The following is an 18,731-nucleotide window of genomic DNA, read 5'->3' as shown; positions in this document are numbered from 1 at the left end:
GTTATATTAAATTATAACACATTTATTGATTCACACTTCTCCATCAAGTCGACGTTTTTTCAACTTTTCAATAAGTGTTGTCCGCTTTATACCCAAAATTTCTGCTGCTTGATTTTTTACTCCATCAGATAATAATAAGGCTTCTCCCAATAGTCGATCTTCAATTTGTTCTAAAAACTCTTTTAATCCCACTCCTCTAGTACGCATATCTTCTAGCCTAGGCCAAATAAATTCTTGTGGAGAAATAGAGGTAGGAATGGACTCAACACTTTTTGGAAGTTCTATATTAGTTAAATCTTCTAATGTACCAACTGAATCAATGATCTTTCTGGGAAGATCATGAAGTCGAACAATGTTTCCATCTACTAAGATACTTAATCGTTCTATAACATTTTCAAGCTCTCGAACATTACCAGGCCAATGATAAGCTAAAAAAACTTTAGATACTTCTGGATCAATTTTTAAAATAGGACGTTGTTTTCTAGCACAAAAACGAGTAAGAAAACTTTCTGTGAGTAATAAAATATCACGTCCTCTTTCCCTTAGTGGTGGTAGGTGAAGTGGTATCACATTTAGACGATAATATAAATCCTCACGAAACCGTCCTTGCTCTACTTCTTGTTCAAGATTCCTATTTGTTGCAGCAACAATTCGTACGTCTACTTTACGTGGTCCTGTACCTCCAACACGTTCGATCTCTTTTTCCTGTAAAACACGAAGAATTTTTACTTGCAAACTAAGATCCATTTCTCCTATTTCATCAAGAAAAACAGTTCCTCCATCTGCAACTTCAAATCTTCCTGCTCTTGAACGAACAGCATGTGTAAATGCCCCCTTCTCATGGCCAAAAAGCTCTGATTCTAATAACTCTTTAGGAATTGCGCCACAATTAATAGGAACAAATGGTTTTGTTACCCGTAAACTTTGAGCATGTAGTGCACGAACAAGAAGCTCTTTACCTGTTCCAGACTCTCCAGTTACAAGTACAGTGCTATCAGTAGGTGCAACTTTATGCAGGACATGAAAGACCTCTTTTAAAGTGGTACTCTCTCCAATAATTCCGTTGCTTACAATCTCCATCTTTCCCCCTACTGATACTTTCCCCTATTTACTGTTTGCCATATCCAGTGAAGGTGTCAAGAGTCTGACAGAGAAGAATTTACAAAAATTTACTTTAAATATAACAAGTTACATCAAAAAAAGTATTTGAATTATTTTATTTGTCTCTTATTAATTTTTTAGTTTAATCTCAAGCCCTTCTTATATAACTAACAAATAAACTCATGTTCAATATAAGCAAAAGCATTATGTGCATGGATAGACTCAAAGCTTTCAACTTCGACACGAAAACCAAGAACATCTGTTACTGTAATTAACTTGCTTGATATATTTCTGACGACATCCTCAACAAACTTAGGGTGAGCAAATGCATCTTCAGTAACATATTTTTCATCTGCTCTTTTCAGTAAAGAATATAAAGGCGAAGAAGCTGATGACTCTGCTAATACAATAAAGTCTTCAATAAATCTAAACTGTTCTAATCTTAATTGAATATATATCTCTGAACGTTGACTATGCGCACCCTCGTGGCTAATAGCTTTAGAGCAAGGACAAACTGTCATAACAGGAACAGTTAACTCAAGTATAAATTCTATATTATAGTTAATAGATTTTGCTGAAAGTTTACAGTCATAAGAAAATAAACTTAACATATTTGTACTTGGAGCTCTTTTATGCAAAAAGTAAGGGAAAAAAAATGCAATATAAGCATGCTGTGACTGTAATTTTTTTTGTGTTTGTTTGACAAGCCTCTCTAATGACTCACAACATAGTGGTTCATTCCAATCCTGTAATACTTCAACAAAACGACTCATATGAGTCCCACGTGATGATACTGATAGATCAACTCCCATATCCACTATAGCAACAGTATGTTGCATTCCAATATCACGCGTTTGAATCTGAATAGGAAACTTAAGACCTTTTACCCCAACACGATCAATAGGAAATGCAATCTGTGCAGGAGTACTTTGAATATCTTTCATAAGCTACAATAATCCTAAAAATATTAAAAAACATCTTCTTCAACTGGAAGAAAAGAAAAGGCCCCTAACTTAACCCCTCTAATAGAGCAAAGCATATCTGCAAGTTGTTGAATTTTACCTCCATTACCTTTGATTATTAATACCTCCAAACAATTATAACGATCTAAATGAATATGTAATGTAGCAATAATAGAATCGTACATTTCATGCTGTCTCTCTATCAACTTTCGAGATAGCTCACGTGTATGATGATCATATACTAACGAAAGGACACCTGCTGCATTACTATCCTTAGATTGTAGTATATCCTTTGCTAATGCCTGTCGAATCATATCTCGTAATGCTTCTGAACGACTAGGGTAACCTTGCCGATCACAAAGCTTATCAAATTTATTAAGTAAATCTTCGTCTAACGAAACACCAAAACGAACAGTTTCTCCCATATCTTTTCCTTGTATTTAACCAAAAAAATCCATATTCATCTAACTAAGTAAAAATGAGGAAACTAACCACGAGAAATTTCCCACATACGAGTATAAATTCGTTTAAATTTAGGCAAAGGACGACAATGAGGAATTTCGCTTTCAAACATACATTTACAATTCCATCCTCTTTTTTCTAGTTTATTAAGAACTACATCATATGCAGGTCGTTTAGGTTCTGAAATCCAAATTATGCCGTCTTCTTTAAGCATGTTATCAAAAAAACAAATAATGGGCTCAGCATCATTTGTATCATAAATAATATCACTACACCAAATATATGGAATAGAATTTTTAACTATCGCAGGTTTATCCCAATCCATATTTATCCAATATGGCTGTGATATATTATTAGAAGCTGCATTATACTTTGCATATGTCAGTGCTTCAAATACATACTCTACCCCTATAACCTTTGCCCCTAACCATTGACCAATTACCGCTGAAAAACCCAAACCACAACCAAGATCTATACATAGTTCACCTGCAATATCTTCCTTATGATGAAATAACCACTCTATCAAAAAATAATTTGAAGGCCAAAAATTAAGCCAATAGGGAGGATTTTTATATTCACCTACTTTAAAGTATTCTAAAACAAATTCTTTCCAACGAACTTTAAAATCCTCAGGTCGATGAAGAGTCCATGTTTGTTCTAATGCCATAACTTGTTCCATAGTTACTCCCTGTTTCTCTACATACTACGATAAGTTAACGGTATATAAAACTAATGGCAGCTTTATATATAACTACTAAATAAAGTATATGGCCAGCTACAGATTTTCAAATATAATAAGAGAAACAACTGGTCAACAAACTATATTTTTACTTGCTAAACCAAAAGATATCTATTGATCATATCTATAGCCTAGATTAGTGTCTCAAGCCATATGTTATAAAAAGTATATATTAATGGTTCTTAATAGTTATATAGTAAGTAATAATTGATAGATATATTATTTATAATATAAGGATAATATAACTTATGGTTGCAGAAATTGTCTGTATTTCTCTTGGGGCTCCTATTGGTTTTTTAATACGAAATCATCCTCGATTAATAAAAACAGTAGATTACAGTCTAATTTGGTCAGTAAGGATCTTACTTTTTTTATTAGGACTTTCTTTAGGATCAAATACTACTATTATTCAACAACTTGATACATTAGGGATTCAAGCAATAATTATTACTTTTTTTTGTATTGCTGGAAGCCTCATTGCAGCAAAATTATTATCTCGATTTGTCCATATAATTCCAGAAAATATTCAGGAACACTTAAAGGAACACTTAAAATGAGAGAATCCTTTATTGTTCTAGCTTGTTTTTTACTAGGTATTATTATTGGTCATATTGAGTTAGTCCCAAAAGAGCTTATATATGAAGGCTTAGCCACCTGTATTGTCTACTTTATGCTTTTTACTGTTGGCATGACTATAGGAATTAACTCTCAAGCCTGGCAAGTTATCCGATCATTAAAAGGAAAAATACTTTTAGTTCCATTAGGAATTCTTATAGGAACATTACTTGGAGCCGTAATTTCATGGCTTATTCTTCAAAATATATTCCTTAGAGACGTAATAGCTGTCGCATCTGGCCTTGGCTACTATAGTCTCTCTAGTATGCTTGTAACTCAATTTACTACACCTGACCTTGGTGCATTAACCCTTCTTGTAAATATAGCAAGAGAAATTATAGCAATGACCTTTGCTCCTCTATTTGTACGTTTGGTTGGCGGACTTGGTCCTCTTTCTGTAGCAGCAGCATCAAGTGAACTATGTATACCTATAATTGCTCGTACCTCTGGAGAACTGAACACTATTTTAGCTATATTTTCAGGTGCTGTTCTTACAATATGTGTACCAATTATCATTACACTACTTTATAAATAAATACTATCTAGTTATTCTTCTAACTAGAGAACTAACACTAATATAGGCTATAAGGAATAAAAAATAAATTATAGAGTTTATTAGTTATAACTTCTAGCTAGTCACAACCATATATATATATATTAACCTCCTAATTCTTATTATTTAGTAGTAGTAAATACTTTAAATAGATATCTTACTAGTATAATTGGCATTTTATATTGCATATTAAAAATACTCTTGTTAGATTCATCTTATTCCACATGTTGTCTTTTATCTCCATCATATAACTATACTATTTCAGGGGAAAGGTTGAATGATGAAGGCTTTATCATTTTACAAAAATCAACACTGGGATGTAATTGTTATTGGGGGAGGAGCTACAGGCGTAGGTACACTTCGAGATCTCTCAATGCGTGGACTTAAAACTCTATTACTTGAACAACAAGATCTTGCTTATGGAACCACTTCACGTTTCCATGGGTTACTCCATAGTGGAGCACGATATGTAATGAAAGATCAAGGTGTTGCTACTGACTGTGCAAAAGAAAATATAATATTATCTAAAATATGTAAGCCTTGTATAGAAAATATCGGTGGTCTTTTTATCAGAACTAATGAAGATGATCCTGAATTTGAAAAAAACTGGGTTACAGCTTGTAACAATTGTAAAATCAAAACCACACCTATTTCCATTACTGATGCACTAAAAGAAGCACCTACTCTCTCAAAACATATTCTGTCTGCTTATAAAGTTCCTGATGCAAGTATAGATGGATTTAAGTTAGTATGGCATAATGTAATCTCAGCCCAAAAATATGGAGGAGAATTTCGTACTTATACTAAAGTTACTTCAATTACAAACAGTAATGGTGTTGTTACAGGTGTTACTATAGAAGACTTTTGGACAAAAGAAATAACACATCTTACTTGTAACTTTGTTATCAATGCTGCAGGGAGCTGGTGTGGTGATGTCGCTGCAAAAGCAGGAATTGAACTTCACTTAACTCCAAATAAAGGTGCACTTATTGTCTTTAATCATCGACTTTCTAAAAAAATTATCAATAGGCTTCATCCACCTTCTGATGGTGATATTTTTGTACCTCATGAATCTACAACAATTCTTGGAACAACATCTAAAAACACCAATAGACCAGATGATATAATCCCTGAGCAGTCTGATATCCTAGAATTATTAAATATAGGCAGTGTATTATTCCCTAAAATTCATCAATACAGAATATTACGATCTTTTGCAGGGACACGGCCATTATATAGTATGTATAAATCACCTAAAGAACTCTATGCCTCAAGAAGTTTTCGTATAATCGATCATAAAAATGAAGGGCTATCTGGCATGGCAAGCATATGTGGTGGTAAAGTTACAACATATCGCTTAATGGCTGAACAAATCTCTAATGTAGTATGCAACTACTTCAACAATAATGTTCCATGTAATACAGCAAAAGAACCACTTATAACAGAAGTAGATCCTACATTACATAAAAAAATAAAATATTTTCCTATACAAGGTTTTGAACCAGCACTCTCCCGCTTAGGTAACTCTATAAATGAAGTCTCTACTGCTATAAAAAATAATCTACTAAAAAAAGATCTAATATGTGAATGTGAAATGGTTACTTTTGCTGAGGTTGAATACATTGCTAGCCAGCCCTCATCTTATCTACTAGGAGATATCTCTCGCAGAACACGAATGGGGATGGGAACATGTCAAGGAACTTTTTGTGCTCTACGTGCTATAGGAAACTTTCTACAATTTAACTTACTCTCTAGCAAAGAACCAATCACTGATTTACTACAAACTTTCCAACAAAAAAAATGGGTTGGCATTTATCCATCTTTATGGGGAGAGTCCTTACGTGAAGTTGAACTATTTAGACAAATCTATAGTGCTACTCTAAATATTGAGCAGGAAAATCATGAATAGAAAAGTCGATCTTATTGTAGTAGGTGGTGGACTTTCTGGTATGACTGCTGCTGCTTTTGCTGCACGGAAAGGCAAAAAATGTATTCTTATCACAAAAGGAAATGGAACTATCACAATAGGTAGTGGAACAATTGATGTTCTTGGATACCTTCCTAATGGTAAGCCAGTCAGTAATCCTTTTGAAGCAGTTACATTCCTACCTAAAAGACATCCATATCAACTAATAGGAGAATTGACTGTAAGAAATGCATTAAAAAATTTTAGTGAGTTAGTGGGAGAAGAAAATGTTATATATAAAACAAGGAGTCAAAAAAATACTTATGTAGTCACAGCTGCTGGCACAATAAAGCCAACATGGATGGTTACAGAATCTATGGATATGTCAATCATACCTGATATAAAAAATATTTGTATACTGGGAATAGAAGGAATGAAAGACTTTTACCCTGAGTTGATCATCAAAGGGTTATCCTCTAAAAAATATTTTGCTAACAAAACATTTACACAAGCAAAACTTCATTTTCCAGAATCAGAGAGAAATATATCTACTTTCAATGTTGCACAATATTTAGAAACAGAAAATGGATTAAAATGGCTTGTTCAAGGAATAAAGCAACAAGGAAATCAGTCAGACCTTATAATTCTTCCTCCTATTCTTGGAACAACTTTCTTACCACATTTACTTCATAAACTTGAACAAAAAAGTAACTGTCTTATTCGAGAATGTGATGTTTTACCTCCTACCATTACAGGTTATCGACTAAACATACTATTGCGTTATATACTTAAAAAATATCATGTAACAATTATTGATAATGCTGCTGTTACAAGTGCAGAAGTAAAGGATAACCACTGTATTTCTGTAATAACAACTCAAAATAGCAACATTCGTAAATATGAAGCAACTCACTTTATTATTGCTACAGGAGGGATAATAAGTAATGGTATTCTTACAAAGCATAATCGTGCTTGGGAACCTATCTTTAACATTGATCTTCCAGCTAATCCCTCATCACCAGACTGGGCAAATAAAGAACTTTATCCTAAAATAAAAAAATCACATTTATTTAGTATGATTGGACCAACTGTTGATTCCTTCCTTCGTCCAACTGACTCTGATGGAAATCCTATTTGTGATAATGTCTTTTTTATTGGAAATACACTTAATGGATATGACTCTGCCTATGAAAAGTCTGGGAATGGTGTAGCAATATCTACAGCATACTTTGCTTCTCTAAATGTATAAAGGTAAATGTTATGAATCCTCTTGAATCTATTGATAGTTGTATAACTTGCTCTATATGTACTATCAATTGTCCTGTAATAGCAGCTACAAAAAAATTTAAAGGTCCAAAACTCACAGGACCATCAGCTGAACGATTTAGACTCAAACAACAAAAAGAGATAGAAGGACTATCTTATTGTTCTAATTGTAAATGTTGTGATATAAGCTGCCCTTCAAATGTAAAAATCTCTTCTCTAAATATGTTAGCTCGTGCCGAATATTACAGAACAAGACGTCCTCCCTTTAGAGACTGGCTTCTTGCGCATGCTCCGTTTTTAGCAAAACTTATAAAGTGGATACCTTATCAATTACAACTTATTGGAATGAAAAGTCCTATTACTCGTTGGTTACTTGATAAAATTGGAATTGATCGACGTGCCTCTATCCCTTTTTTCGCACCTACATATTTCCCAAAATTATATAGCAAATATAAAAAAAAACAGAAGGGTCATTATACAAAAAAAGTTGTATTTTTCCCTGGCTGTTATATTAATTACTATGAACCACAAACTGGTATGGACTTTGTTGCTATAATGGAAAAAGCAAACTACGAAGTTATATTACCAAAAGTTAGATGTTGTAATCTACCACTTATTTCTAATGGCTATTATAGTGAAGGGAAAAAAGTAGCTCACCATAATAGTAAGATACTCCAACAGTATGCAGAACAAAACATACCAATTGTCACAATGTGTCCTAGTTGTGCCCTTACTCTTAAACAAGAATATGCAGAACTTTTCCCAGAGATGATAGATCAAGTTACTTCATTTTCTAGGAATATTGAAGATGCATGTGAGTTTATTATAAAACTTATAGAATCTAAAGAGTTACAAATTAATGTAACACTCCATTCGACTAAGCTTCTTTATCATACAGCTTGCCATCTAAAAGCTCAAGGAATTGGTAAACCAGGCTTTGAACTTCTTCAAAGGTTACCAGGAGCTAATATTGAAGATGCAGAAGCTGGCTGCTGTGGAATTTCTGGCAGTTATGGATTTAAAAAAGATAAATATGATATTGCTACATCTATCGGTAACAATTTATTTGATATAATTAAAAAAAGTGGTGCATTATTTACACTTTCAGAGTGTGGAACATGTAGACTACAAATGTACCATCATACAGGAGTAGAAGCTCTTCATCCACTAACCTTATTACATAGAATTCTCAAACAAACTCCACAATAAAGGTCATAAAAATAGCAAGGATACGTATCTAACAATGACTGCTAATATAAATGCTAATAGTGTATTAAAAATCATACTAAATATAGGCCATCCCCATGAACCTGTTTCTTGACGAATAGTTACAAGCGTCACAAGACATGGTGCATATAATAATACAAAAACAAGTAAGGCTAAAGCCGAAGCCAATGTCCAACTTTTATCTTGATGTAGTTGTTCTGCAAGCGGTTTTGCATCTTGAGGATCTACATCTCCTAATGAGTATGCTGTACCTAATGTAGCAATAATAATTTCTTTAGCTACAAAGCCACCTAGCAAAGCAATATCCATCTGCCAATTAAATCCTGCAATTTCTGTTATAGGTTCAAGAAACAAACCAACTCTTCCTGCTAGAGAATTACGTAACGATTCTTCTCCAACCTGCTTTTTTACATCTTGGAGTGAGTCTTGAAGGCTAGATATATCACCACCTTTAGCTTGGGTAAGCTTAATTTCTGTTTGAATCACTTCCTCCTTTTTTGAATATATTGCTAACCTATCTTTTGAAAGTTCTGGATATGTCATTGCTGCCCAAAACAAAATTGATATAAGAAGAATAGTTGTTCCTGCTTTCTTCAGATAACTCCAAGTACGTTCATACGTATGAATAAACAGTCCTTTTAAAAGAGGTAATCTATAAGGCGGCAACTCCATAACAAAAGGAGTTGAAGGACCTCTAATAATTGTTGAACGAAAAAGTTTAGCTGTTAATAGTGCTATCCCCCAACCGGCAAGAGTTAACCCAAACATAATACTTGCTTCATGACCTGGGAAAAATACACCAGCAAAGAGAATAAATACTGGTAATTTTGCTCCACAACTCATAAATGGGATAACTAGTAATGTAGCTAGTTTTTCACGAGGACTACGTAATGTCCTAGCTGCGAGTACACCAGGAACTGCACATCCTCCTGCAATACCCCCCCCAATGATAAACGGAACAACTGAACATCCGTGAAGCCCAAAAAAACGAAATACTCGGTCTAACATATATGCCATCCGAGCCATATATCCAGAATCTTCAAGTACAGCAATCTGTAAAAAAATTAATAAAATTAGTGGGATAAAGCTCATAACTCCTCCCACACCATCAATAATACCAGAAATGACTAAAGATTTTAAAAGTCCTGAAGGCAGTAAAAGTCCTGCCTGTGTTCTAAGAAATGAAAAAAGAGATGCTACCCAACCCATAGGGATTGCCCCTAATGTAAATGTGAAATGATAAATAGCATAAAGTATAAAAAACATGAATACTGGACCAAAAAACTTATGTGTAAGAACAGTGTCTAGCTTATCTGACAATTTAATTCTATAACGCACAGGATCCTGCTGTGTAAGAACTCCTTCTCTCAGAACAGCAGAAATATATCCATACCTATAATCAGCTATTACAGCCTCAGGACATGTATCAAAAGTTGCATGTAAATGAGCAGTTACTTCTGCAACTTTTTCTTCAAGTTGTTTTGATAAATTAAGATTTAACTGACGAGTTTTTTCTATTAATTCCTCATCCATCTCCAAAAATTTTAGTGCAATCCAGCGTGCAGGAGTATTCTTGATTGTAAATTCTGCCTCTTGAATTTTTTCTTCCATAAACTTAATTACAGGATCAAGATCTGGACCATAAGAAATTAGTAAAGGTTTTTTTTCCACACCTCTTCGTGCATCTGCTAAGTGACATGCTTCTAGTATTAATCTTTTACAACCTTTTCCTGTTCGGGCAACTGTTGGGACAACAGGTAAACCCATCTTAGAAGAAAGCTTCTTGATGTTAATACTTAAACCATGTGACTCAACTTCGTCCATCATATTGAGGGCAAGGACAAGAGGCATACCCATTTCAAGAAGTTGTACAGTTAAATATAAATTCCTTTCTAATGCATTAGCATTTAAAACATTAATCACAACATCTGGATGTTCATTGAGAAGGACCATCCGAGCTACTTTTTCTTCTTCTGTGTATGCTGTTAAAGAGTATGTTCCAGGAAGATCAATTATACGCAAAATTTCATCAGTATCTGTATGTAAAAAGCCTTCTTTCTGTTCAACTGTAATACCTGGATAGTTTCCCACATGCTGATGAGAACCTGTAATAGTATTAAAAAGCGTTGACTTACCTGAATTGGGATTACCGGCTAAAGCAAATGTTTGTTTTTGTAAAATAACCATAATCTCACTTAACTTGGTAATATATCAAATGGAAGGGGAAAAACAACTATATAATACTAAAGGTTACTTTAACCATTTTATATACAAATTAATGGTATATTTTTACTTTAATACTTACTCATATTATTTATGAAATAGGTGATACCATCACATAGTCTGCTTCACTATTTCTAAGACTAAGAGTAAAACCTAGTAACCTTAATGCAACTGGATCTTTAAGAGGTGCCCTCCCAACAATAGTTACCTCTGTCCCTGGGACAAGACCCATATCACGGATACGTCTTCCTAGCTCTCCATCTGCTTGCACACGTACAACACGAGCATGTTGTCCTACTTTTAAATCACGCAATGAAATATAACTCTCTACCTTATCAAAGACACAGCATGCTGTTGCTTCATTTATAACTGGAAGCTCATCATGTTCTGAACAAGGAAATGGTGTCATACTATCAACAACTGCAGACATATCTCCTCCCAATTTTTACAAACTATCTATATTTATCTATAATAATTAAACTTTTTATAGACAAAAATCATCCTTTATCTAAAGGAGCCATCATAAAAAATAACTATATAATTATATTACAAAAAACATAATGGGTTAATTCAATATCATTAACTTTTACCTATGTTCCGTAACTCCAAGTTTTATGTTATTTTAGACTATGCTCTATAGAACAACAGTTATGATTTGAAGTACACCCTGTACAACTATTTTTTTTTGTGGGATTACATGATTGCTTTAACCGAAAAAGCTTAATAGTTACAAAAATAATAGTATATATAATAATTCCACCTGTAAGGACTGAATCCCAACCTATCATAATGTATTACCTCTCTAGAATAATAATATTTTGAACTTTTTGATAATGATTGTCAATAGAATTTTGTATCCCTTTATAATAAGTTACTTTATATATCTTTTATTATACGTTATCTAACCATTATATTATATATAACAAACATTATATTTCACTATTGAGTAACTCTATGCAGCAACAATACTTAGTTAAACAAACAGAATACCTTCTTCAAGTAACTGATCTCTCAGTACAGTTTAATCTGGATACCCCTATAACAATTCTCCAACATATCCAATTTTGTCTTAATAAAGGGAAAACGTTATGCCTAGTTGGAGAGTCTGGGTGTGGGAAGACTATGACAGCATTAGCCTTGCTAAAACTTCTTCCTGAATATGGACGTATTATATCTGGACAAATTTTATTTAACAACAAAGAACTTACTCAGCTTTCAGAAGCAGAAATAAGGGAAAAAAGAGGTAAAGATATTGGAATGATTTTTCAAGAACCAATGACATCTCTCAACCCTGTCATCCGTGTAGGAGATCAAATAGCAGAACCACTTATTCAACATCTTCACTTCTCAAAGAAAGACGCTCTTCATAAAGCTATAGAGCTACTTAAAATTGTTGGTATTTCATCTCCGGAAAAACGTATTTTGGACTATCCACATCAATTATCAGGAGGCATACGACAGCGTATAATGATTGCTATGGCTCTTAGTTGTTCACCCAGTCTACTTATTGCTGATGAACCAACTACAGCCTTAGATGTAACGATTCAAAGACAACTTCTTGTGCTACTTAGACAGCTTATTGAAAAACATCAAATGAGTATGCTACTTATAACTCATAATTTAGGAGTAGTAGCTGAAATGGCAGACGAAGTATGTGTTATGTATGCAGGAGAAGTTATAGAAAACGCATCTGTATATGATTTATTCAAAAAGCCTGCACACCCATATACACAAGCTTTAATGAATGCTATTCCCTTATTAAAAAAGGGCAAATTACGTCTAGAATCTATACCTGGGACGGTTCCAGCTTTAGGAAAACTCCCCATAGGTTGCAACTTTAGACCTCGTTGCCCACTAGCACATGAACGTTGTATAATAAAACCTCCCTCTACATATATTGGCAATAATCATAATGTTTCTTGTTGGCTCTATAACTAATAATATTATACAACTGGACTACTTAAATACTATTGGCCAAGCTCTGTACGTAGCCATTCCTTAATCTCAGGGAGAGGTTCAAATACACCACGAATATTTCCATACTCTTTTTGAAAAAGTTTAACTAACGTATCCGGTAATGGTATACTAATAAGGTGTTCTGCCATTTCAAAATTCCTTCGAATAAGGCGTACTTGTATAGGATCACTATATGTATCAACTATAAAATAAACAGAAGAATCATGACCAGAACAACCCCCTGTATGTATGACATGCCAATTATTGTTGCCATACTCTAGATGTAAGGTTACTGCCTTTTCAGGAGATAAGTCCCAATCAATAGTCTGATTTGAAAAAGCCTTCAATGGTGATTTACTACTTAAAGCTGAATCATTACCCTGTGTCATTGTTAAACCTGTATAAAACTCATACAGAACCTCTGACATATTTCTCCCTATTTTTTAAGACAACTTATTTTTTGAATAAGTCACAATAAATAACTAAATAAATAATAAACTGGATTATAACTTATAATAAGACAACAATAAATTAGGGTTTGATAATATCACTGTCAAGTATTATTCTATTCCATATCGTTTAAGTTTATTGTGTAATGTCGCTCTTGTGATGCCAAGTCTACGTGCTGCTTCACTTTTATTCTCAGATGTTTCATGAAGCATATTTATAATAGCTCTTTTTTCAAGCTCTTCAAGTGTTAAGGTTTGCTCTTGACTTAAATGTTTAACAGTATCTTTATATTGGACTATTTCTTTATCTGATTGACTAGAAAGTACATTAGGTTGTGAAGGAGAAGTCATAACCATAGGTAATTCTCGTTCTGATATATAGTCTCCTGTAGTTAAAATAACAGCTCTCTCTATTGCATTCTCAAGCTCTCTTACATTACCTGGCCAATTATACCTTAGGAGTACATCCATACTCTGAGGCGTAAATCCTTTTATTACCTTACGGTTTGACAGCGCAAATTTTTCTAGAAAAAATGTAGCAAGTAGTGGAATATCCTCAATACGATTTCTTAGTGGTGGAACTTCTATCCCTATTACATTTAAACGATAATATAAATCTTCACGAAATCGTCCTGCTATAACTTCTTCTGGTAAATCTCTATTAGTTGCTGCAATAACTCTTACATTTACTGTTATAGGTGTATCACTTCCTACACGCTGTATCTCGCCTTGCTGTATGGCGCGTAATAATTTTGCTTGAAGCAATAAAGGTAACTCGCCAATTTCATCAAGAAAAAGTGTTCCTCCATCTGCTTGTTTAAAACGACCTTCTCTTCGTCGATCAGCACCTGTGAATGCCCCCTTTTCATGACCAAAAAGCTCTGACTCAAGAAGTGCTGGACTTAATGCTGCACAATTGACTGTGACAAAAGGTGCGTCACTACGATGGCTTGCTTGTCTTATAGCTCGAGCAACAAGCTCTTTACCTGTTCCCGATTCACCAACAATTAAAATAGTAGCTTCGGATGGTGCTACTGTGCTAACCATTTGTATTAATTCAAGCATACATGGACTACGGCCCAAAATACCTAAATTAGATTGTTCAATTTTTGTATTAACTTTGTGAAATGATTCATTATCCCGTACTATAGGATGTACCTGTAGATGTGTTAATGCCTTTTGTAATGTTTTTTTCAGTGCATCAAAGTCTAATGGTTTTGTAAGATAATCATATGCACCCATTCGAAGCGCTTGCACAGCCGTCTCTACTGAAGACCATGCAGTCATTATAATAATAGGTATGGATGGGTTATAATTTAAAATACATTCTAACATTTTTATACCATCAACTCTTGCCATTTTTAAATCAGATAAAATTGTATCATATGCATGCTCTTTTGCTTTTGTAATTGCAATATCTCCATCACTTGCTTCATCTGTTTCATACCCCCACCCCTTTAGTAATGCAGACAACATACTACGATGTACATCATCATCATCTACAATAAGAATAATAGGTTTCATCATAGTACCTCTGCCAAAACTGTCATAACTCATTAAGTTTAAGAGGAAAAACTAAACGAAAAATAGTTCCTTTCCCTAATTCTGAAGAAACTAGTATTGTTCCTTTATGAGCCTCAACTATCTTACGGACTGTTGAAAGTCCTAAACCTGTGCCCTTCAATTTTGTAGTAAAATATGGATCAAATATTCGTGGTAACACTTCTTCATTTATACCCATGCCTGTATCAATCACTTCAAGAAAAAACTGCTGTGTATTTTTGTTAACGTCAAAAATTATTTTTAATGAACCACCATCTGGCATAGCATCAAGAGCATTAAGACAAAGATTAAGAAGGACTTGACGAATACGATCTGGATCTAAAGGAACAAAAGGAAGCTCTTCATTTCTATAAAATAGAAGCTCTACAGAATGTCTTTTAGCATCAAGTTTAACTAAACGTAACGTATCTTCAATAACTTTTTGTAAATCAATATACTCTGGATAAACATCTGTAGGGACAGACAGTCCTATTAAGTCAGAAATAACTCGATTAAGACGATCGATTTCTTGCATAATAATTTTAATGAGTTCTTGATCAGAACTATCATAGGGTAATCGATCACCTAGATAGTTCACATATCCTTTTATAGAACTTAAAGGACTCCTTATCTCATGGGCTACTCCACTTGCAAGGCTTCCAATTGATGCTAACGTATCTTTTTGATAAAGATCTTTTTCTAATAGTCGTATTTTTGTAATATCTCTAAAAGATAAAAGATATTCTGGTTGACCCTTCTTAAATGTATCCAAAGAATTACCTTGAACTATTATATAATGTTCTTCTCCTGCTAAAGATAAGAAGAGCTCTGTTTCTTCTAATTTCCCTTGTTCAATAACCTGTTTAATCACATCATAAAAAATGGGTGGGAAAAGCTCATCGTGTTTTTTATTACTGAGATAAACCCAAGACCCTATAATAGGGTTACTTATATGAAAAAACTGAGCTGCAGCTGGATTCATTTGCAAAACAGCTCCAGCTGAGTCAAGTAACATAAGACCATCTTTAGACGTTAATACAACATATTCTGTCAATGCATTAATTACATTATATGTTTTTTGAATATATCCAAAGTTTCTAAAAAATATAAAACTTAATAGTAAAAGAAGACAAAAAAATAAAATAGTACAAATAGATAGTAAAGATTGTTCCTTATCAGCATCTTGTACCTCTAAAAAAAGTTCAGGATTAAATCCAATAAAAATGAAGGAGCCATCTTTAAAATTACCTTGTGTTACATTAACTGGAGAGTCACTAACTATCCCTGGGGACCTACTATATACAACAAAAGCATTATTATTGTTTAACTGTAAAAAATTCCACATTATACCATCACCTGGTATAACAGTTGCTGAAGCCATATCCACTAATGTGTTAATTTCAGAGCGGTTTAAAGGAAAGTTACTATCTGAAGAATGTGCAAAAAATATTTTTTCTTGAGTTGTAACTACAATAAAATAAACATCTTTTTGCCTTACTAACTTATCAATTACCAATTGTATTTGAAATCCCTTATTATATCCTATTGTATCATCTTTTGTTAAATGAGCTATAGAATTAATCAAAGTAGAGCCTTTATCTAAAAAAAGCTGCAGAACAATATTCTGAGACTGTTTACCTGACTTTCCTATAATAAAAGTAGCTAATAAGATAAGTAAAAAAAATATCCCTATAGTTCTCCAAGAAAGTTTAGGCTGATATTCTTTCATAGTTGTTTTTATTAACATAATGTATATTTTTTATACATAAGTTCTCTTTTGTCTAGCCTATCAAAATAATTTTTGTAAGTTTATATAAAATATATTTAATCTATAAATTAACTACCTGTTATTTATATATACTAGATTGTAAAAATTATACTTTTTAATAAGTTACGATCTAATTAATTATGTTGAAAGGTATTATCTATCTTTTTTATATCTGATTATTATATATAAAGAATAATCAAAAAATAAAAATCTTATGTTAATCTTATGTTAAAAAAAGTAAAAAATAAAACCAGATTGAATATTATAACCTAATGTAATAAAAAGAAAAAATGAAGTTATATATAATATAAAGTAACCAGATAATAATTTTTGGCAAGCTATTCACACTATAATTATATATTTTTATATATTTATTTGAAATTATAAGCTATTTTCTTCCCATCCCATGTCCTTTAAACTAACCTATCCAAAAATAAATATATACTATATATTTTAACAAAAAAATTATATATACTGCATAAAAAATATACAGCACTTTCTTTTATGTATATTTTTTATATATATCAAAACTCTCCCCTTAGTATATTTCATTTATGAATAATAAATATTATCAATATATTATACTTTTGGCACACGAGTTGCTTTAAAGTAAATATCAAACAAAAAAACACGCATAAAAGAAAAAGTTTATTAGCAATTATTTCTTAATAACTTCATAGTGGTAAAAAGAAGTATATAAGTTTTTAGGTAAGGTGTTTATTAAGGTATTAGCAAGTGTTAGTCCATTTTATAATATATATATATATAGTGAAATTATTAAAATAGAAACTTAACAAGGACTCTAATCTAATAGAAAATTAGAAAAGGATATATAAAATATAGTAATTGTATTTTATTATGACAAATGAGTCCAAAAGTCCTTGGTTTTGGATCAAGGCAGTTCAATCGGCAAAGTGCCGTTAATATATACAGGCTACACATAGACCGCTGGAATGCTTCAACACAGCAAAATAAATCTAGTGAGAGTCTATTTTGAGGAGACTAAACCTCCCTAACCACCTCATCCTCCTCCTCCTTCCTATACGACGATCCCTCCTCCTCCGGATCGTCGTATTTTTTTCTTTTAATCCCTAAAGTTTCATAACACTCTCCCGATAAACATTGTACAATGAAACTTCCACATGGGGATATTACATGATTGAAGGAATTTCATCTTCTTCTATAAGTTTCTCAGGATGCTCAGGATGTTCTGTACATAGTGACAGTCAAAAAAGCAAAAAAGAGAATACGAATACTCCAATTCAAAATAATCTTTCAAAAGAGAAAGATACTGATGCAACAGGACTTAGACTTACCCCTGAGCAAAAAAAAGAAGTTGAAGAATTAAAAAAACGTGATCAAGAAGTACGTACTCATGAACAAGCCCATATGACTGCTGGTGGAGATTTAACCAGTCCAGCAAGTTATACAACTACAAAAGGACCAGATAATAAAAGCTATGCAACAGGAGGTGAAGTACAAATAAATGTGTCTCCTGAAGAAGGAAATCCTGAAAAAACTATTGAAAAAGCACGTAAAATCCGTAGTGCTGCTTTAGCACCAGCAAATCCATCAAGTCAGGATATGCAAGTTGCTTCTCAGGCAAACCAAATGGAGGCACAAGCAAAAATAGAAAAAAATTCTATAGAAAATGCAGAAAATGGTAAGAATAAACTTTCTGAAAAAAATACTATTACAACAAAAAAACAAGAAAAAAAATCTATTAATAAAATAGGAAATTTCTCAGTAAATGAATCTCTAATTGGATTCTTAGCGTCGCCTTTTATGTTTTCATCTGCAAAGAATACTACAATAGATGGTAATATGATAGGAGCACATTTACCTCCTTCACAAAAAGCTGTCGCTTCTCTCTATTCTTACAATGATAAATTAGCACAAGAAACCTTACCCTCCTCTTTATCTCTAATGATATAAAGATTATTTATTAATTAGAGATATAGG

The 18,731-nt window shown here is 32.9% G+C and carries 17 protein-coding genes; 7 read left to right on the top strand and 10 right to left on the bottom strand.

What is annotated here, in order from left to right; translation table 11 throughout:
- Window positions 1–30: 30 nt before the first annotated feature.
- The 4 genes from LI_RS05975 to LI_RS05960 form a co-directional block, all read right to left on the bottom strand.
- Window positions 31–1,080 (bottom strand): sigma-54 interaction domain-containing protein, encoded by a 1,050-nt coding sequence (locus tag LI_RS05975; RefSeq protein ID WP_011527175.1) that lies wholly within the window; start codon window positions 1,078–1,080, stop codon window positions 31–33.
- 188 nt (window positions 1,081–1,268) lie between these two features.
- Window positions 1,269–2,045 (bottom strand): GTP cyclohydrolase FolE2, encoded by a 777-nt coding sequence (folE2, locus tag LI_RS05970; RefSeq protein ID WP_011527174.1) that lies wholly within the window; start codon window positions 2,043–2,045, stop codon window positions 1,269–1,271.
- 23 nt (window positions 2,046–2,068) lie between these two features.
- The gene (nikR, locus tag LI_RS05965; protein WP_011527173.1) at window positions 2,069–2,488 is read right to left on the bottom strand and encodes a nickel-responsive transcriptional regulator NikR; all 420 of its coding nucleotides are present in this window, start codon (window positions 2,486–2,488) and stop codon (window positions 2,069–2,071) included.
- Between the two features lie 62 nt (window positions 2,489–2,550).
- Window positions 2,551–3,204, bottom strand: coding sequence for a class I SAM-dependent methyltransferase (locus tag LI_RS05960; protein WP_011527172.1), 654 nt, complete (start codon window positions 3,202–3,204; stop codon window positions 2,551–2,553).
- Window positions 3,205–3,512: 308 nt separating this feature from the next.
- On the opposite strand from LI_RS05960, the gene LI_RS05955 reads away from it, so the two are divergent.
- From LI_RS05955 to LI_RS05935, 5 genes are all read left to right on the top strand, one after another.
- On the top strand, window positions 3,513–3,821 hold the full coding sequence (locus tag LI_RS05955; protein WP_011527171.1) for a LysO family transporter: 309 nt from the start codon (window positions 3,513–3,515) through the stop codon (window positions 3,819–3,821).
- Window positions 3,818–4,414: a LysO family transporter gene (locus LI_RS05950; RefSeq protein WP_011527170.1), complete on the top strand. Its 597-nt coding sequence runs from the start codon at window positions 3,818–3,820 to the stop codon at window positions 4,412–4,414. The genes LI_RS05955 and LI_RS05950 overlap by 4 nt, the downstream gene beginning before the upstream one ends.
- 295 nt (window positions 4,415–4,709) lie before the next feature.
- On the top strand, window positions 4,710–6,341 hold the full coding sequence (glpA, locus tag LI_RS05945) for an anaerobic glycerol-3-phosphate dehydrogenase subunit GlpA (protein ID WP_223604184.1): 1,632 nt from the start codon (window positions 4,710–4,712) through the stop codon (window positions 6,339–6,341).
- Window positions 6,334–7,587, top strand: coding sequence for an anaerobic glycerol-3-phosphate dehydrogenase subunit GlpB (gene glpB / locus LI_RS05940; protein ID WP_011527168.1), 1,254 nt, complete (start codon window positions 6,334–6,336; stop codon window positions 7,585–7,587). The genes glpA and glpB overlap by 8 nt, the downstream gene beginning before the upstream one ends.
- An 11-nt stretch (window positions 7,588–7,598) precedes the next feature.
- Window positions 7,599–8,813 carry an anaerobic glycerol-3-phosphate dehydrogenase subunit C gene (locus tag LI_RS05935; protein ID WP_011527167.1) on the top strand — a complete coding sequence of 405 codons (1,215 nt, stop codon included), beginning with the start codon at window positions 7,599–7,601 and terminating at the stop codon, window positions 8,811–8,813.
- 3 nt (window positions 8,814–8,816) lie between these two features.
- Here LI_RS05935 and feoB read toward each other — a convergent pair whose 3' ends face one another.
- From feoB to LI_RS07540, 3 genes are all read right to left on the bottom strand, one after another.
- On the bottom strand, window positions 8,817–11,018 hold the full coding sequence (gene feoB, locus LI_RS05930) for a ferrous iron transport protein B (protein ID WP_011527166.1): 2,202 nt from the start codon (window positions 11,016–11,018) through the stop codon (window positions 8,817–8,819).
- A 127-nt stretch (window positions 11,019–11,145) separates the two neighbouring features.
- Window positions 11,146–11,373: a FeoA family protein gene (locus LI_RS05925; protein WP_371982783.1), complete on the bottom strand. Its 228-nt coding sequence runs from the start codon at window positions 11,371–11,373 to the stop codon at window positions 11,146–11,148.
- Window positions 11,374–11,671: 298 nt separating this feature from the next.
- Entirely contained in the window at window positions 11,672–11,842 is a 171-nt protein-coding gene (locus LI_RS07540) for a hypothetical protein (RefSeq protein ID WP_155800201.1), read from the bottom strand.
- 166 nt (window positions 11,843–12,008) lie between these two features.
- Between LI_RS07540 and LI_RS05920 the strand changes: the two genes are divergently transcribed.
- The gene (locus tag LI_RS05920; RefSeq protein WP_011527164.1) at window positions 12,009–12,992 is read left to right on the top strand and encodes an ABC transporter ATP-binding protein; all 984 of its coding nucleotides are present in this window, start codon (window positions 12,009–12,011) and stop codon (window positions 12,990–12,992) included.
- A 29-nt stretch (window positions 12,993–13,021) separates the two neighbouring features.
- Here the strand turns inward: LI_RS05920 and LI_RS05915 are convergent, their stop codons facing one another.
- The 3 genes from LI_RS05915 to LI_RS05905 form a co-directional block, all read right to left on the bottom strand.
- Complete coding sequence (locus LI_RS05915) at window positions 13,022–13,438, bottom strand: DVU0772 family protein (RefSeq protein WP_011527163.1); 417 nt, start codon at window positions 13,436–13,438, stop codon at window positions 13,022–13,024.
- A gap of 132 nt (window positions 13,439–13,570) precedes the next feature.
- On the bottom strand, window positions 13,571–14,983 hold the full coding sequence (locus LI_RS05910) for a sigma 54-interacting transcriptional regulator (RefSeq protein WP_015353819.1): 1,413 nt from the start codon (window positions 14,981–14,983) through the stop codon (window positions 13,571–13,573).
- Between the two features lie 22 nt (window positions 14,984–15,005).
- Window positions 15,006–16,748 (bottom strand): two-component system sensor histidine kinase NtrB, encoded by a 1,743-nt coding sequence (locus tag LI_RS05905; protein WP_011527161.1) that lies wholly within the window; start codon window positions 16,746–16,748, stop codon window positions 15,006–15,008.
- Between the two features lie 1,176 nt (window positions 16,749–17,924).
- Between LI_RS05905 and LI_RS05900 the strand changes: the two genes are divergently transcribed.
- Window positions 17,925–18,704, top strand: coding sequence for a putative metalloprotease CJM1_0395 family protein (locus tag LI_RS05900; RefSeq protein WP_011527160.1), 780 nt, complete (start codon window positions 17,925–17,927; stop codon window positions 18,702–18,704).
- Window positions 18,705–18,731: the final 27 nt, after the last annotated feature.

Origin of the sequence: Lawsonia intracellularis PHE/MN1-00 (assembly GCF_000055945.1) — a bacterium.
Lineage (GTDB): Bacteria > Desulfobacterota > Desulfovibrionia > Desulfovibrionales > Desulfovibrionaceae > Bilophila > Bilophila intracellularis.
Note: the sequence above shows the minus strand (reverse complement) of the source record. Positions and strands in the feature narration are given on the sequence as shown.

Coding starts and splice junctions, on each gene's coding strand:
- LI_RS05955 (WP_011527171.1), top strand. CDS start 3,513: ATGGTTGCAGAAATTGTCTGTATTTCTCTTGGGGCTCCTATTGGTTTT.
- LI_RS05920 (WP_011527164.1), top strand. CDS start 12,009: ATGCAGCAACAATACTTAGTTAAACAAACAGAATACCTTCTTCAAGTA.
- folE2 (WP_011527174.1), bottom strand. CDS start 2,045: ATGAAAGATATTCAAAGTACTCCTGCACAGATTGCATTTCCTATTGAT.
- glpA (WP_223604184.1), top strand. CDS start 4,710: ATGATGAAGGCTTTATCATTTTACAAAAATCAACACTGGGATGTAATT.
- LI_RS05910 (WP_015353819.1), bottom strand. CDS start 14,983: ATGAAACCTATTATTCTTATTGTAGATGATGATGATGTACATCGTAGT.
- LI_RS05950 (WP_011527170.1), top strand. CDS start 3,818: ATGAGAGAATCCTTTATTGTTCTAGCTTGTTTTTTACTAGGTATTATT.
- LI_RS05900 (WP_011527160.1), top strand. CDS start 17,925: ATGATTGAAGGAATTTCATCTTCTTCTATAAGTTTCTCAGGATGCTCA.
- LI_RS05905 (WP_011527161.1), bottom strand. CDS start 16,748: ATGTTAATAAAAACAACTATGAAAGAATATCAGCCTAAACTTTCTTGG.
- LI_RS07540 (WP_155800201.1), bottom strand. CDS start 11,842: ATGATAGGTTGGGATTCAGTCCTTACAGGTGGAATTATTATATATACT.
- LI_RS05915 (WP_011527163.1), bottom strand. CDS start 13,438: ATGTCAGAGGTTCTGTATGAGTTTTATACAGGTTTAACAATGACACAG.
- LI_RS05960 (WP_011527172.1), bottom strand. CDS start 3,204: ATGGAACAAGTTATGGCATTAGAACAAACATGGACTCTTCATCGACCT.
- glpB (WP_011527168.1), top strand. CDS start 6,334: ATGAATAGAAAAGTCGATCTTATTGTAGTAGGTGGTGGACTTTCTGGT.
- LI_RS05935 (WP_011527167.1), top strand. CDS start 7,599: ATGAATCCTCTTGAATCTATTGATAGTTGTATAACTTGCTCTATATGT.
- LI_RS05975 (WP_011527175.1), bottom strand. CDS start 1,080: ATGGAGATTGTAAGCAACGGAATTATTGGAGAGAGTACCACTTTAAAA.
- feoB (WP_011527166.1), bottom strand. CDS start 11,018: ATGGTTATTTTACAAAAACAAACATTTGCTTTAGCCGGTAATCCCAAT.
- nikR (WP_011527173.1), bottom strand. CDS start 2,488: ATGGGAGAAACTGTTCGTTTTGGTGTTTCGTTAGACGAAGATTTACTT.